At 72.2% G+C, this 15,267-nt stretch carries 10 protein-coding genes; 7 read left to right on the forward strand and 3 right to left on the reverse strand.

Annotation, left to right across the window (positions count from 1 at the left end; genetic code table 11):
* Window positions 1–52 precede the first annotated feature (52 nt).
* The gene (locus M8C17_RS05735; protein ID WP_374557271.1) at window positions 53–1,309 is read left to right on the forward strand and encodes a PHB depolymerase family esterase; all 1,257 of its coding nucleotides are present in this window, start codon (window positions 53–55) and stop codon (window positions 1,307–1,309) included.
* Window positions 1,310–1,344: 35 nt separating this feature from the next.
* A complete protein-coding gene (locus M8C17_RS05740; RefSeq protein WP_252415330.1) occupies window positions 1,345–2,715 on the forward strand; it encodes an endo-1,4-beta-xylanase in 1,371 nt (456 codons plus the stop codon).
* A gap of 71 nt (window positions 2,716–2,786) precedes the next feature.
* On the opposite strand, the gene M8C17_RS05745 is transcribed toward M8C17_RS05740, so the two are convergent.
* On the reverse strand, window positions 2,787–5,189 hold the full coding sequence (locus M8C17_RS05745) for a beta-galactosidase (protein WP_252415331.1): 2,403 nt from the start codon (window positions 5,187–5,189) through the stop codon (window positions 2,787–2,789).
* A gap of 119 nt (window positions 5,190–5,308) precedes the next feature.
* Between M8C17_RS05745 and M8C17_RS05750 the strand changes: the two genes are divergently transcribed.
* From M8C17_RS05750 to M8C17_RS05770, 5 genes are all read left to right on the forward strand, one after another.
* Window positions 5,309–6,340, forward strand: a complete 1,032-nt coding sequence (locus M8C17_RS05750) for a LacI family DNA-binding transcriptional regulator (protein WP_252415332.1) — start codon at window positions 5,309–5,311, stop codon at window positions 6,338–6,340.
* On the forward strand, window positions 6,337–8,010 hold the full coding sequence (locus M8C17_RS05755; RefSeq protein ID WP_252415333.1) for an ABC transporter substrate-binding protein: 1,674 nt from the start codon (window positions 6,337–6,339) through the stop codon (window positions 8,008–8,010). The genes M8C17_RS05750 and M8C17_RS05755 overlap by 4 nt, the downstream gene beginning before the upstream one ends.
* A gap of 65 nt (window positions 8,011–8,075) precedes the next feature.
* A complete protein-coding gene (locus M8C17_RS05760) occupies window positions 8,076–9,071 on the forward strand; it encodes an ABC transporter permease (protein WP_252415334.1) in 996 nt (331 codons plus the stop codon).
* Window positions 9,072–9,093: 22 nt separating this feature from the next.
* Window positions 9,094–10,023 carry an ABC transporter permease gene (locus tag M8C17_RS05765; RefSeq protein ID WP_252415335.1) on the forward strand — a complete coding sequence of 310 codons (930 nt, stop codon included), beginning with the start codon at window positions 9,094–9,096 and terminating at the stop codon, window positions 10,021–10,023.
* A gap of 1 nt (window position 10,024) precedes the next feature.
* Window positions 10,025–11,941: an ABC transporter ATP-binding protein gene (locus M8C17_RS05770; protein WP_252415336.1), complete on the forward strand. Its 1,917-nt coding sequence runs from the start codon at window positions 10,025–10,027 to the stop codon at window positions 11,939–11,941.
* Here M8C17_RS05770 and M8C17_RS05775 read toward each other — a convergent pair.
* Complete coding sequence (locus tag M8C17_RS05775; RefSeq protein ID WP_252415337.1) at window positions 11,921–13,459, reverse strand: alpha-amylase family glycosyl hydrolase; 1,539 nt, start codon at window positions 13,457–13,459, stop codon at window positions 11,921–11,923. The genes M8C17_RS05770 and M8C17_RS05775 overlap by 21 nt on opposite strands.
* Window positions 13,456–15,264, reverse strand: coding sequence for a xylan 1,4-beta-xylosidase (locus M8C17_RS32115; protein ID WP_252415338.1), 1,809 nt, complete (start codon window positions 15,262–15,264; stop codon window positions 13,456–13,458). Before M8C17_RS32115 ends, M8C17_RS05775 begins: the two co-directional genes overlap by 4 nt.
* Between the last annotated feature and the right edge of the window lie 3 nt (window positions 15,265–15,267).

A 15,267-nucleotide genomic window follows, 5' to 3' on the forward strand; every position in this document is an offset into this window, starting at 1 on the left:
GGAATCGCGAATGAGACTGAGAACAAGAATGCTTGGCGCCCTCATGGGGGCCATGACGCTGGCCGCCACCGCGTTGACGTTCGCCGCCCCGGCCTCGGCGGCGACGTTGACCGAGGTGACCGGTTTCGGCAGCAACCCCACCAACCTGCGGATGCACCTGTACGTGCCGGACCGGGTGGCGTCCCGGCCGGCGGTCCTGCTGGCCCTGCACTACTGCACCGGATCGGGGCCGGCGTACCACTCCGGCACCCAGTACGCGTCCCTCGCCGACCGGTACGGGTTCATCGTGATCTACCCGTCGGTGACCCGCAGCAGCCTGTGCTGGGACGTGTCCTCGCCGCAGGCGCTGCGGCGTGGCGGGGGCAGCGACCCGGTCGGGCTGATGTCGATGGTCGACCACGTGCGGCAGCGGTACGCCGCCGACCCGACCCGGATCTTCGCCACCGGCACCTCGTCGGGGGCGATGATGACCAACGTCCTGCTGGGCGTCTACCCGGACGTGTTCGCGGCCGGTGCGTCCTTCGCCGGGGTTCCGTTCGGCTGCTTCGCCACCGGCGGCAGTTCGGAGTGGAACAGCGAGTGCGCCAACGGGCAGCTCATCAGGAGCCCGCAGCAGTGGGGGGACCTGGTCCGCGAGGCGTACCCCGGCTACACCGGCCGGCGGCCGCGGATGCAGATCTGGCACGGCACCAACGATGAGACGCTGCGCTACCCGAACTTCGGGGAGCAGGTCAAGCAGTGGACCAACGTGCACGGGCTGAGCCAGACGCCCACGTACACCGACTCGCCGCAGTCCGGCTACACCCGGACCCGGTACGGCGGCAGTGGCGGCACGGCTCCGGTCGAGGCGATCAGCATGCAGGGCGTGTCGCACAACCTGCCGGTCGACGCCGCGCAGGTGCTGCGCTTCTTCGGCCTGGACGGCGTCACCCCGCCGCCGACCACCCCGCCACCGACGACCCCACCACCGACGACCCCGCCGCCGACCGGGGACGGCTGCCGGGTCGGGTACACGGTCAGCACCTGGAACACGGGCCTCACCGCGAGCGTCACCATCACCAACACCGGTGCGGCCGCGGTGAACGGATGGGCGCTGACCTTCACGCTGCCCAGCGGCCAGCGCATCACCAACGGCTGGAACGCGTCGTACTCCCCGGCCAGCGGCGCCGTGACCGCCCGCAACGTCTCCTACAACGCCGCCATCGCCCCGAACGCGTCGGTGGGCATCGGCTTCCAGGCCACCCACGACGGCGGCACCGGCAGACCGTCCTCCTTCGCCCTGAACGGCGTCACCTGCTCCACCTCCTGACCCCCACCACCACCACCCAGAACTGGAGTTGCACGATGAGAAGAGCGCAGTGGAAGGCGGCATCCAGAGCCGCGATCGCGTTGACCGGAGTGGGTGCCCTCGCGGCCGGCATGGCGATGCTCCTGGCGGCTCCCGCCGCCGCCGGCACCACCCTCGGCGCGTCCGCGGCCGAGCAGGGCCGGTACTTCGGCGCGGCGGTGGCGGCGAACAAGCTCAGCGACAGCGCCTACACCACGATCCTGAACCGCGAGTTCAACTCGGTGACCCCCGAGAACGAAATGAAGATCGACGCGACCGAGCCGCAGCAGGGGCAGTTCAGCTTCGGTGCGGCCGACCAGATCGTCAACCACGCCCGCAGCCGTGGGATGAGCGTGCGCGGTCACACCCTGGCCTGGCACTCGCAGCAGCCGGGCTGGATGCAGAACATGAGCGGCACCGCTCTGCGGCAGGCGATGCTCAACCACGTCACCCAGGTGGCGACCCACTTCCGCGGCCAGGTCGTCGCCTGGGACGTGGTGAACGAGGCCTTCGCCGACGGCGGCACCGGCGCCCGTCGTGACTCCAACCTCCAGCGCACCGGCAACGACTGGATCGAGGCCGCCTTCCGGGCCGCCCGTGCCGCCGATCCCGGCGCGAAGCTCTGCTACAACGACTACAACACCGACGACTGGACGCACGCCAAGACCCAGGCCGTCTACACCATGGTGCGGGACTTCAAGCAGCGTGGCGTGCCCATCGACTGCGTCGGTCTCCAGTCGCACTTCAACAGCGGCTCGCCGTACCCGAGCAACTACCGCACCACGCTGTCCAGCTTCGCGGCGCTCGGCGTCGACGTGCAGATCACCGAGTTGGACATCGAGGGCGCGTCGGCGGCCACGTACCGCAGCGTGGTGCAGGACTGCCTCGCGGTGGCGCGCTGCAACGGCATCACCGTCTGGGGAATCCGGGACAGCGACTCGTGGCGGGCCTCCCAGACCCCGCTGCTGTTCACCAGCGGCGGTGCCAAGAAGCCGGCGTACGACGCCGTCCTCGCCGCGCTCAACAACGGATCGACCCCGCCGCCCACCACCCCGCCGCCCACGACGCCGCCGCCCACGACGCCGCCTCCCGGCCCGGGTGGCTGCACCGCGACGGTGTCGGTGAACCAGTGGACCGGTGGCTTCGTGGCGACGGTGCGGGTGACGGCCGGATCGTCGGCCCTGAACGGCTGGTCGGTGACGATCACGCTGCCGACGGGCGCGACGGTCACCAACGCCTGGAACGTCAACCGCAGCGGTGACACCGGCACGACGCGCTGGACGAACGTGGCCTACAACGGCGGGGTCGGCGCGGGCCAGTCCACCGAGTTCGGCTTCCAGGCCAACGGGACCTCCACCGGCCTCAACCCGACCTGCACGACGGGCTGACCACGGGCCGGCCGGTGTGGAGGGACCCGAACCCTCCACACCGGCCGCGCCCACTCAGGTCGGAGCGGCGGTCAGCCGAGGCTGATCCGGACCGGCTCATCGGTCGGGACGCCGGGCAGGCGCACGGTGACCCGCCCGTCCTGCGCCGTCACCACCCCACGGCTCGCGGTGACCGGCCGTGCGGTGGCGAACACCACGACGTCCTCGCCCTGAGTGGGGCGCAGCAGCACCGCGTCGCCGTCGGCGCCGACAAGCTCGCACGTCGTCTCCACCAGCGTCGCGTCCCCGACCCGGATCCCGTAGGGCAGCATCAGGCCCGAGCGGGCCGGCACCCGCAGCCGTCGGCCGCCCAGCACCGGCTCGCCGTGCCAGCTCAACGCCACCGTCACGGCCGACGGCGCCACGTTGACCAGGTGCAGCAGCCGCTGTCCGGCCGGGTCCACCGTGGAGGTCAGCACCAGGCCGGGTGCGTCGGCCCGGGGATCGAGCCGCGGGCGTACGCCCAGCCTCTCCAGGGCGGCACGCCAGAAGCCGAGATCGCTCGGCAGGTCGGCGGCGACCACCACGGCCCGGCCGGTGCCGAGCGTCACCTCGACGGCGCACGGCTCGCCGGAGCCGACCTCGGTGAGGATCGGCTCGGCGCTTCCGCCGGCGAGTCGTTGGGCGTAGCCGACCCGCACCTCCGGGCGGCCCGCCGCCCACCCGTGCCCGACGACGGACGGGAAGTGGTGTGGCCCGCCCTCGACCCGTCCGGTGACGGTGAGCCCCAGCGCGTCGGCCAGCAGCGTGCAGGGCGTGCCGTCGTGGTCGCGCTCCGGCAGCACCCCGTGCAGCAGCAGCCCGCCGCCGTCGCGCACGTGGGCGACCAGACGCTGCTGCACGTCGCGCCCCAGCGTCGCGGCGCTGGCCAGGGCGATCACACCGGTGGTGGGGCCGGCCGACTGCAGATCCAGCGCCGGGAACGAGAACCCGGCCAGGAGCAGCGACCGGGCCAGCACGTCGCGGGGACCCATGCCCCGGAACCGTTCCAGGTCGGCGACCTGCTCGGCACGCGATGGCGAGGCCGGGTGGTGGTACTCGGTCAGGTAGTGGTCGGGGACGAAGCCGAGTGCCAACCCGTCGTTCTCCTCGTCGGAGTCGGCGAGCAGGTCGGCGACCCCACGCACCGTGTGCAGTGCGCGCTTCACGGCGTCGAAGGTCGGGTTGAGCTGCCCTTCCGGGCCGACCGGTGCGGCGAAGCCGTGTCGCTCGCCGGTGAAGGCGATCCGGTCGTTGCCGTCGCCGACCGGCTGCGCCAGGGGTGGGTTGTACCCGCCGGCGAAGAGGTAGAGGTTGAGCAGTCGGTTGCCCTGCGCCACGCAGAGCCGGGTCTTGAGCTCCATCGCCTCCGGCGGGTAGAGCGTGGACAGGTCCTCGCCGTAGTCGCCGTTGCCGGCCTCGAACTCCAGCGAGGTCAACGGCTGGTCGGCGTCGTGCACGGCGGCCAGGAACGCGTTGCTCACGTACAGGTCGGCGACGTTGGTGACGGTGAGGTCGCCGAGGTAGTAGTCGGAGCCGGAGGTCATCTGCGGCTGGCCGCGGTAGGACTCGAAGAGCTGGCTGATCCCGATCGGGAAGGTCCGGCCGCGTCCGCCGCCGGTGCCGTGCACGTTGATGAGGAACGGCACCCCGCGCACCCCGTGCCGCTCGGCGCTGGCGCGCAGTGCGGCCACGTAGCGTCGGTACCGGTCACGCATGTAACGACCCAGGTCGTCGTGCACGGTCAGGGACCGCTGTTCGGTCGGCGTGCGCAACGCCGCGGCCCAGGCCGCCGGGTCGCCCGCGTCGGCACCGACACGCTCGGCGGCGACCTCCTTGCCGTACCGCTGCACCGCCCACCGGCGCTGGTCCTCGCAGAGCAGGTCGGTGAGGTCGGGGGAGTTGGTCACCCACGAGAGCATGCCGATCTCGTTGTCCAGCTGGACGGCGATCACCGGTCCACCCCGCCCGGCCAGCCGCTCGGCGATCAGGGGCATCACCTCGGCGTACCAGCCCTCGACGGCGGCGAGGAACTCCGGCGCGAGGTAGTCGACGGTGCGGGTCTCGATCGGCGTTCCGTCCCAGGTGGTCGGCAGCAGGTGCGGGTGCTCGTCGTACACCCGGTAGGGGATGCCCTCGTTCTTGATCTCGGCCATGACGAACGGCCCGGGCCGGACCACCGCGTGCAGGCCCCGCTCGTGGGCCAGGTCCAGGAAGCCGGCCAGGTCCCGCTGCTCGTGTGTACGCCCCGTGAGGTCCACCGTGCCGTCCGGCAGCTCGTGCCAGAGCCACGGGACGTAGGTGGCCACCGTGTCGGCGCCGGCCTCGCGCAGCCGGTCGAGTCGGTCGGCCCAGTCCGCCCTGGCCAGCCGGAAATAGTGCACCTCTCCGGCGAGCAGCAGTCGGGGGCGACCGTCGACGACGATCCTGCGGTTCTGGAGTAACACTTCGGACATAAGACCTGTCTCATCCTCTCGGCGGGCATCTCGGGCTGTCCTCTTGTGATCTGCCACGAGCCTGCTTATGGTGCCTGAAACCGGTTTCTGTTAACCGCACGTTACGGATCGAGGGGGCCATGGGCAACAGTCGCGTCACGGTTCGGGAGATCGCCCGGCTGGCCGGCGTGTCCGTCGCCACCGTCTCCCGCGTCTCCAACGGCACCGGCCAGGTGTCGGCGGAGCTGCGGCAGCGGGTCCTCGACGCGATCGAGTTGCACGGCTACCAACCCGACCACCTGGGCCGCGCGCTCGCCGCCCGCCGGCACGGCGCGCTCGGCCTGGTCTTCCCGGGCCTGTCCGGCCCCTACTTCAGCGAGCTCATCCAGGGCTTCGAGTCCGAGGCGGTGCCGGCCCGCGCCAGCGTGCACATCCTCTGCACGCACCTCAGGGAGGACTCCGACGCCCAGGTGCTGGAGATGGCCCGCCGGGTCGACGGCATCGCCGTCATGGGCGGCACCATCTCGGAGGCGGCGCTGCTCCGGCTCGCCGACCTGGTCCCGGTGGTCGTCCTGGCCGGCCAGGGTCGCGACGCGGTGCCCTCGGTGGGCGTGGACAACGCCACGGCCATGGGTCGACTGACCTCTCACCTGCTCACCGAACACGGCCTGCGCGACCTGGCCTTCGTGGGCACCCCCGAGGGGTCGCCCGACGTCAGCCAACGGTGGGCCGGCTTCCTCGCCGCCCACCGGGAACTGGGGCTCACCCCGCCCGGCGAACCGGTCCGGGTCAGCATGCAACAGCCCGACGGGGTGCTCGCCGCCGAGCAGTTGCTGCGCGACCGCCGGCCCCCGGACGCCATCGTCTGCGCCAACGACGAGATCGCCCTCGGCGCCCTCGTGGGCGCCCTCGGCCGGGGCCTGCGGGTGCCCCAGGACCTGGTCATCACCGGATTCGACGACGCGCCCATGGCCGCGCTCGTCTCTCCTCCACTCACCACCGTCCGGCAACCGGTGCGAGAACTGGCGGCCGAGGCCGCCCGGCTGATCCTCCGGGCCGCCAGCACCCCCGACGCCCCCGCGCCGGACAGCATCGTCCTCCCCACCGAGCTCGTCGTGCGCCGCAGTTGCGGCTGCCCGACGGGCACCCCCACTGGAGGTACCGGCAAGTGAAGAGATCCAAGCTCATCCGGACGGCCGCCCTGGCAGCGGCGTTGGCACTGGCGGTAACCGGTTGCACCGGCACGGAGTCCGCCTCCGGCCCCGGCACCGACGGCCGCATCGGGTTCCTCGACTACGGCGACTTCGGCGGCGGCAGCAACCCGCAGGCCAACTACAACCCGTACCTGGACGCCACCCGTCTCGGCGCCACCGAGTACGTCTTCGAGCAGCTCATCGCCTACGACAGCTACGGCTGCCAGGCCAAGCCCTGGCTCGCCACCCAGTGGACGTGGACCGACCCGCAGACCCTGGTCTGGAAACTCCGCGACGGGGTGCGGTGGAACGACGGCAAGCCGTTCACCGCCGACGACGTCACCTTCACCTACGAGATGCTCAAGCAGCACAAGGCGTTGGACACCAAGGGGATCTGGCGCTACCTCAGTGCGGTCGAGACCACCGACCCGCAGACCGTGACGATGCGGTTCACCCAGCCCGGCGCGTCGGCGCTCACCCTGTTCGGCGAGATCAAGATCGTGCCGAAGCACGTCTGGTCCACCGTGGCCGACCCGGTCACCTTCACCAACGCCGAGAAGCCCGTCGGCACCGGACCGTTCACCGTGAAGGCCTTCAACCCGCAGCAGTTGACGCTCGGCCGCAACGCCAGCTACTGGCAGGCCGACAAGGTCAAGGTCGACGAACTGCGGTTCCACAAGGCCGACGGCGGTGGCCAGATCGACCAGCTCAAGCTCAGCCGCGGCGAGTACGACAGCAACGCCATGTTCGTCCCGGACATCAAGAAGGCGTACGTGGACCGTGACCCGGAGAACAACAAGTACTGGTATCCCTCCGGTGGCTCGATCAGCGTCTACCTGAACCTGACCAGGGCGCCCTTCAACGACACCGCGTTCCGTAAGGCCCTGGTGCCCGCGTTCAACCGGCAGGAGATCGTCGACAAGGCGCAGCTCGGCTACGTGAAGCCGGCCAGCCAGACCGGCCTCGTGGTGCCGGGGCAGGCGCAGTGGCTGCCCAAGGACCTGCCCAACCAGGGCGTGGCCGACTACGACCCGGCCAGGGCCGACGCCGAACTGACCGCCGCCGGCTACCCGAAGAACGGCGCCGGCAAGCGCATCGGCAAGGACGGCAAGCCGATCGCCTTCAGCTTCCGGGTGCCCGGCGCCTGGACCGACTGGGTGCAGGCGCAGCGGATCATCGTGGCCAACCTCAACGCGCTCGGCTTCACCGTCCGCGCCGAGACGCCGACCCCCGAGGCGTACGAGAACGACCGGGCCATCGGCAACTACGACGCCGTGCTCGGCGTGCACGGCGGTAGCTGCAACATGTTCCGTAACTTCCAGGAGCCGCTGGGCAGCGACCAGTCCGCACCGATCGGCAAGAAGGCCGTCAGCAACTTCGTCCGGTGGAACGACCCGCGCACCGACGAGCTCATCACCACCCTGCGCACCGCCACCGACGAGGCGACTCAGAAGGCAGCGGTCGCCGGCCTGACCACCGTGATGACCGAGCAGGTGCCGGTGATCCCGCTCTGGTACGGGGCGAAGTGGTTCCAGTACCGCACCGCGAAGGCGACCGGCTGGCCGAACGAGCAGAACCCGTACGCCGCACCCAGCGACAACCTGCTCATCATCACCTCTCTGCAGCCCGCCGGGACCACCACCAAGTAAGCCGATGGCCGGCCGGCGCGTCCCCCGCGCGCCGGCCGACCCGTCCCCCGGAAGGGAAGGCCCCGGTGGCCTACTTCGCCCGACGCTTCCTGTTCTTCATCGGCACCCTCTGGGCCGCCGTCACGCTCAACTTCCTGATTCCCCGGCTGCAACCCGGCGACCCGGCCGAGGCGATCGTGTCGCGGCTCGCCGGGCAGAGCGAGAGCATCGACCCGGCGCAGCTCCAGGCCATCCGGATCATGCTCGGCACACCCGACGGCAACCTCTTCGAGCAGTACCTGCAGTACCTCGGCGCGGTCGTCCAGGGCGACTTCGGCGTGTCCTACACGTACTTTCCCTACAGCGTCACCCACATGATCGGGCAGGCGCTCCCGTGGACGGTGATCCTGGTCGGGGTCACGCAGATCATCTCGTTCATCGTCGGCACGTTGCTGGGCACCTGGGCCGCGTACCGCCGCAACAGCCGGGTCGACTCGGTCATCACCCTCGGCTCGACCTTCCTCGGCACGCTGCCCTTCTTCTGGCTCGCCCTGCTGCTCATCTACGTCTTCGCGATCACCCTGCGCTGGTTTCCCGAGCGCGGCGGCTACGGCGGCGGCAGCAGTCCCGGTTGGAGCTGGATCTTCATCTCCGACGCCTTCCAGCACAGCGTGCTGCCCGCCGTCGCACTGCTGATCACCGGCCCGATCGGCTGGATCATCGGGATGCGCAACAACATGGTGCAGAGCCTCGGCGAGGACCACGCCCGGCTCGCCGTCGCCCGCGGTCTGCCCCGCCGGCGCATCGCGCTCACCTACGGGGCACGGATCGCGATCCTGCCCAACGTCACGGGCTTCGCCATCGCGCTGGGCAGCGTCCTCGGCGGCACCGTGCTCGTCGAGACGGTCTTCAACTATCCGGGTATGGGCCGGCTGCTGCTGGAGTCGGTGTCCAGCCGGGACTACCCGCTGATGCAGGCGATCTTCCTGTTCACCACGGTCGGGGTGCTGGTGGCGAACTTCCTCGCCGACCTGCTGTACGGGTTCCTCGACCCCCGGGTCCGAAAGGCGGAGACGGCATGACCGACCGGACCGAGGAGCTGTCATGAGCACCCCCGCTCCCGCCGTACCGGCGCCGGGCGCCGACACCGAGGGTCTCCAGGTGGCCGCCACCGAGCAGGCCCGGCACAGCCGGCTGCCCGGCTGGTTCGTCATCCTGTGGCGCAACGGGAAGTGCCGGATCGGTCTGCTGATGTTGGGCGCGTTCGTCCTGGTGGCGCTCCTCGCCCCGCTGATCGCGCCGTACGACCCGCGCGGCGACGACTTCCCCACATCGCTGGCCCCCACCGGCGGGCACTGGCTCGGCACCACCGCCCAGGGGGAGGACGTCTTCTCCCAACTGATCGTCGGCGCCCGCACCTCGCTGATCGTCGGGCTCGCCGCCGGGCTGCTCTCCACCCTGATCGGGCTGGTCATCGGGCTGACCGCCGGCTACCTGCAGGGCTGGGTCGACGAGGTGCTCTCCTTCCTGATCAACCTCGGCCTGGTGGTGCCGGCGTTGCCGCTGATGGTGACGCTGGCCGCGTACGCGCCGGTCCGTGGCCTCTGGCTGATCATCGCGGTGATCAGCGTGACCGGCTGGGCGTACGGCGCCCGGATCAAGCGGTCCCAGATCATCACGCTGCGCACCCGCGACTACATCACCGCGGCCCGGTTCGCCGGCGACGGCACCGCCCGGATCATCGCCCGGGAGATCGTGCCCAACATGACCTCGCTGATCGTGGTCGGTTTCATGGGCGCGGCGCTCGGCGCGATCGGCGGCGAGGCGGGCCTGGCCTTCCTCGGGCTCGGCGACCCGCAGACCGTCAGCTGGGGCACCATGCTCAACCAGGCCAGCCTCGGTGGAGCCCTGCTCACCGGGCAGTGGGCCTGGCTGATCGCCCCCGGCCTCGCGCTGTCGCTGCTGATCACCTCGTTCACGCTGATCAACTTCGGCATCGACGCGCTGAGCAACCCCCACCTCCGGGAGGATTGAGATGACTCTGCTCCAGGTGGAGAACCTGTCCGTCACGTACACGCCGCGCGACCTGCCGGCCAACCGTGCCGTGCACGACGTCACGTTCGACATCGACGAGGGCGAGTTCGTCGGGTTGCTGGGGGAGTCCGGCTGCGGCAAGTCCACCCTGGGCAACGCCGTCCTGCGGCTGCTCTCCCCACCGGCGAGGATCAGCGGCGGTCGGGTCGTGTTCGACGGCGTCGACGTGACGACCGCCAGCGAGGACGAGCTGCGCGCCCTGCGCTGGACCGACCTGTCCACGGTCTTCCAGAGCAGCATGAACTCGCTCAACCCCGTCATCCGGGTGCAGGCGCAGTTCGCCGACACGTTCGCCGCGCACAGGATCCCCGGCGACGTCACCGCGCGGGCGACCGAGCTGCTCGAGCTGGTCTCGCTCGACCGGCACGTGCTCCGGGCGTACCCGCACGAACTCTCCGGCGGCATGAAGCAGCGGGTGGCGCTGGCCCTCGCGCTCGCCCTGCGCCCCAAACTGGTGGTCCTCGACGAGCCGACCACCGGGCTGGACGTGGTCGTGCAGCGCAGCATCCTCACCCGGCTGGCCGAGCTGCGGCGCGAGCTGGGCTTCGCCGTGCTGTTCATCAGCCACGACCTGGGCACGGTGCTGGAGATGGCCGACCGGGTGATGGTGATGTACGGCGGCGAGATCGTCGAGAACCGCACCGCGGCGGGGATGCTGCACGAACCAAGGCACCCCTACACGCGGGGGCTGCTCGGCTCGTACGCCGACCCGCGTCTGCCCGACGTGCAGGTCACCTACATCCCGGGCCGCCCGCCGGATCTGTCCCGGCCGCACCGCGGCTGCCTGTTCACGCCACGCTGCCCGCACGCCGAGGACGCCTGCCGGGAGGTCCATCCCGAGCTGCTGCCCGAGCGCGGCGGGCTGGTCCGTTGCCTGGTCGCCCAGGAGGACCGGCTGCCGGTGGTGCGGCTGGGCGCGGCGGACGCCGCCGCCACGATCGGCAGCCACTTCCCGGCCACCGGTGCGCTGACCGACCCCGGCGGCACCCCCGACGTGGTGGCCGAGGCCGTTCTCTCCGTCGACCAGGTCAGCAAGCGCTACACCACCCGACGCGGACTGCGCACCAGCACCACGGACGCCGTACGCGACGTGTCGTTCACGCTGCACCCGGGTCGGGTCACGGCCCTGGTGGGGCAGAGCGGCAGCGGCAAGTCGACGATCGCCCGCCTCGTCACCGGCGTGGAGCGCCCCAGCTCCGGCGAGGTGCGCTTCGAGGGCGGCTCCGGTCCCACCGTCCGCGTGGACCGGCTGCGCGGACGGGCCCTGGTGGACTACCGCAGGCACGTGCAGATGGTCTTCCAGGACCCGTTCAGCGCCCTCAACCCGACCCGGACGGTCGCGTACGCCCTGTCCCGCCCGCTGGTCAACTTCGCCGGCCTGCGCGGCACCGCGATCCGGGAGCGTTCGGCGCAACTGCTGGAGAGTGTGGGGCTCGCCCCGGCCGGGCAGTTCCTCGACAAGCTGCCGCACCAGCTCTCCGGCGGGCAGCGCCAGCGGGTGGTGACCGCCCGGGCACTCGCCCCCGACCCGCAGGTGCTCATCGCCGACGAGCCGATCTCGATGCTGGACGTCTCGATCCGCGCCGAGATCCTGGAGTTGCTCGGTGAGCTGGTCCGCAACCGGCGGCTCGCCATGCTCTACATCACCCACGACCTGCTCAGCGCCCGGCTGCTCGCCGACGAGGTGCTGGTGCTCAACCAGGGTGTGCTGGTGGAGCGGGGCCCGACCCGGGACGTGATCGGGGCGGCCCGGGACGACTACACGCGGCTGCTGCTCGACTCGATCCCCAACCCGTTCGCCCCGGCGAAGCGCTCCGGCGACGCGTCGGTGGTGCGGTCAGCCCAGCCAGGCGGTTGACCGGCCGGGCAGCCTCGTACCGTCCGTTGGAGCGCTGGCCAGCAGCGCCCGCGCTCCGTACGGTCGCCAGTCGACCGGGACGTCGCCGAGGTTGACCAGGCACGTCGGCCCGTCGGCGCCGCGTCGGAAGGCGAGACAGTCGGCGGGAGCGTCCAGCCAGGACACCTCCGCCGGCCGACCGCGCCAGCACGTCCCGCGCAGCGACACCGCCGCCCGGGTCAGTGCCAGCGTCGAGGTCGGGTCGTCAGCCTGCCGGGCCACCGAGAGGTCACCCCAGCCGGCCGGCTGGGGCAGCCACGGCGTCGACCCGACCGGCCCGAAGCCGTACGGTGCCCGCTGCCCGGTCCAGGGCAGCGGCACCCGGGCACCGTCGCGGCCCCGCTCGGCGCCGGCGGATCGGCGGAACACCGGGTCGCGGATCTCGTCGTCGGCCAGGGCCACCTCGGGAAGGCCCAGCTCGTCACCGGCGTAGAGGTAGACCGCGCCGGGCAGCGCGAGCATCAGCAGCAGGACGGCCCGAGCGCCGTCGCGGCCCCACCGCTGCGCCGCCCGGCTCACGTCGTGGCTGCCGTGCACCCAGGCCGGCAGACGGCCGTGCCGGGTGGTGGTGGCGAGCAGCGCGTCCACCCCCGCCCGCCAGGGTTCCGGGCGCAGCGGCCAGTAGAGCGGGTCCATCGCGAACGCCTGCCCCAACTCGTCCGGGCGCAGATACGGCCCGATCACCTCCGGCCCGCCCCAGGTCTCGGCCACGCCGAGCCGGTCACCCGGGTACGCGGCGAGCTGCCGCGCCCACCGGCGGTAGATGTCGTGCACCTCGTCGCGGTCGCTGTAGGGCGACGCGTCACCGGCCCGCCAGCCGTCGGGCAGCTCCGGATAGGCCGGGTCCTTCACCAGCGATCCGGCGGCGTCGAAGCGCATCCCGTCGACCCCCCGGTCCAGCCAGAACCGCAGCGTCGCCGTCGCGTCCGCGGCCACCTCGGGGTGATCGTGGCGCAGGTCGGGTTGCTCGACGTCGAACAGGTGCAGGTACCACTCGCCGTCACCGAACGGCGCCCACGCCGAACCGCCGAAGATGGACCGCCAGCCGTTCGGCGGCAGCTCCCCGGCGACGCCCCGGCCGGGCCGGACGTGGAACCGGTCCCGCTGCGGGGAGCCGGGGCCGGCCGCGCGGGCCGCGACGAACCACGGATGGGTGCTGGCGACGTGGTTGAGCACCAGGTCGACCACCACCCGCAGGCCGAGGCGGTGCGCGTCGGCGATCAGCCGGTCCAGCTCGTCGAGGGTGCCCAGGCGCGGGTCCACCGCCCGGTGGTCGGACACGTCGTAGCCGGCGTCGTGGTCGGGGCTCGGATAGAACGGCGTCAGCCAGACCGCGTCCACGCCGAGACCGGCCAGGTAGGGCAACCGGGACCGCGCGCCGGCCAGGTCGCCGAGGCCGTCACCGTCGGCGTCGGCGAAGGAGCGCAGGTAGACCTCGTAGGTGACGGCCTCGCGCCACCACGGTCCGGCGTCGGTCATCGCGGGGTCAGCTCCAGCAGGGAGATGGACGGCATGGGCAGGGTCACCGGCAACCCGACCGTGCCGTGTTCCGGCGTGACGGTCACCGGCTCGGTCGCGTCGGCGAGACGGTCGGCGGCCCGCAGGGCGGCCCACTGCCCGGCGGTCGGCCAGCCGTCGACGCCGAGCCGCCGCGCGGTGGCGGAGAGGTTCGAGGTCTGCTCGTCGAGTCGCCGGTGCCGCAGCTCGTACGCGTCGTGCGGCAACCCGTCGACGCGCAGCCGGACCGACCGGTGCAGCCGGTCGCGCTGGTCGGGGCGGTCGAGCACCCCCTGGTCCAGGGTCCCGTTCCAGAGCACCACGGCGACCCGGCCGGTCCGCGGGTCCACCGACGGCCAGACCCGGACGAGGCTGCCCGCGCCGTCGCCGTCGAGCCGGGCGGCGAGCTGCGCCGGCGCCAGTCGTTCCAGCATCCACAGCGCCCAGAACCGGGGCTTGGCCAGGTTGCCCACCGAGAGCAGCCCGAACCCGCCGTGCAGCAGCGCGGGAGGCCGGCCCAGCTCCTCGAAGTGGTCGCTGGCCACCCAGCAGGCGAGCGACGCGACCCGGCCGGCCGCCTCCTGCATGCCGGTGGCCACGAAGGCCGCCGAGAGCACCGAATCGTTGACCGGCGCGAAGTGGGTGGGGGAGGGGCCCCACTCGGTCCAGAGCAGCGGCGTACCGGCCCGACCGTGCCGGGCCAGCGCCGGGCGCAGGTCCAGCGGCGGGCTGCCGTAGACGTGCGTGGAGAGGAAGTCCAGTGGGGCGCGGGAGACGTCGACGTGGTCGAGGAACGGCTCGATCCACTTCGTCGCCGCGGTCGCCGGTCCGCCGACGGGCAGGCCGGGGCACGCCTCCCGCACGGCGTGGGCGGTCACGTCGTACATCCGCAGGTAGTCCTCCCGGCTGCCGGTCCAGAAGCAGTCCAGGTCGGGCTCGTTCCACACCTCCACGGCCCAGCGGCGCAGCTCGGCGTCGCCGACCCGTGACCGCAGGTGCCGGACCAGGTCCCCGACCAGGGCCGCCCACCGGTCCCAGTCGCGGGGTGGACTCGACACGCCCGCGTCGGTCACCACCCGCGAGGGGTCGCGCGCCAGCGCCCGGGGAGTGAACGACAGCTCCAGCACCGGCCGCAGCCCGGTCGGCGCCAGGGCGTCCAGCACCCGGTCGATGCCGGCGAAGTCGTGCGCCGGCTGGCCGTCGACCTCGCGGTAGACGCCGAGGTCGTCGCCGAGGATGCCGTGCGCCCGGACCCGTTCGACGCCCAGTTCGCGGTGCACCCGTTCGAGCGCGGCGGCGAGTCCGCCGCCCATCTCCTCGCCGCCGACCCGGTCGGTGCTGAGCAGCAGGCTCAGGTGTTCGGAGCCGATCATGTCGCGCCACGGGCGGTGCACCGGCCCGAGCTGACGGGCGGCGTCGACGGTCACCTCGACCGTGCCGTCGCCGTCGGCCAGCGCCGCGGCCGGCCCGGACGGTGGCCCGAGGGGGGCGTCGTCGGGCCGGTCGGCGTCGAACACCGGGCGCACCGCGTACCGCACCGCCCGTCCGGGTTCGACGGTGGTGTCGGTGTACGGCGGGTCGGGCACCGCCAGCAGGTCACCGCCCCGATGGTCGACCACCTGGTACGGACCGTCGCCGTCGGCGCGGTGCACCAGGTATCCGGCGGCACCGGGCACCCGGTCCCAGTCGATGCTCAGGTGACCGCGACCGGCCCGGACGCGCGGCCCGTCCGACGCGTCGTCTGCCGGTGGCACGCCGCCGGCAGGCGACGCGGTGGGGGAGGTCACCGC

Source organism: Micromonospora sp. RHAY321 (assembly GCF_023896955.1).
Taxonomy (GTDB): domain Bacteria; phylum Actinomycetota; class Actinomycetes; order Mycobacteriales; family Micromonosporaceae; genus Micromonospora.

Coding starts and splice junctions, on each gene's coding strand:
- M8C17_RS05735 (WP_374557271.1), top strand. CDS start 53: ATGACGCTGGCCGCCACCGCGTTGACGTTCGCCGCCCCGGCCTCGGCG.
- M8C17_RS05740 (WP_252415330.1), top strand. CDS start 1,345: ATGAGAAGAGCGCAGTGGAAGGCGGCATCCAGAGCCGCGATCGCGTTG.
- M8C17_RS05745 (WP_252415331.1), bottom strand. CDS start 5,189: ATGTCCGAAGTGTTACTCCAGAACCGCAGGATCGTCGTCGACGGTCGC.
- M8C17_RS05750 (WP_252415332.1), top strand. CDS start 5,309: ATGGGCAACAGTCGCGTCACGGTTCGGGAGATCGCCCGGCTGGCCGGC.
- M8C17_RS05765 (WP_252415335.1), top strand. CDS start 9,094: ATGAGCACCCCCGCTCCCGCCGTACCGGCGCCGGGCGCCGACACCGAG.
- M8C17_RS05770 (WP_252415336.1), top strand. CDS start 10,025: ATGACTCTGCTCCAGGTGGAGAACCTGTCCGTCACGTACACGCCGCGC.
- M8C17_RS05775 (WP_252415337.1), bottom strand. CDS start 13,459: ATGACCGACGCCGGACCGTGGTGGCGCGAGGCCGTCACCTACGAGGTC.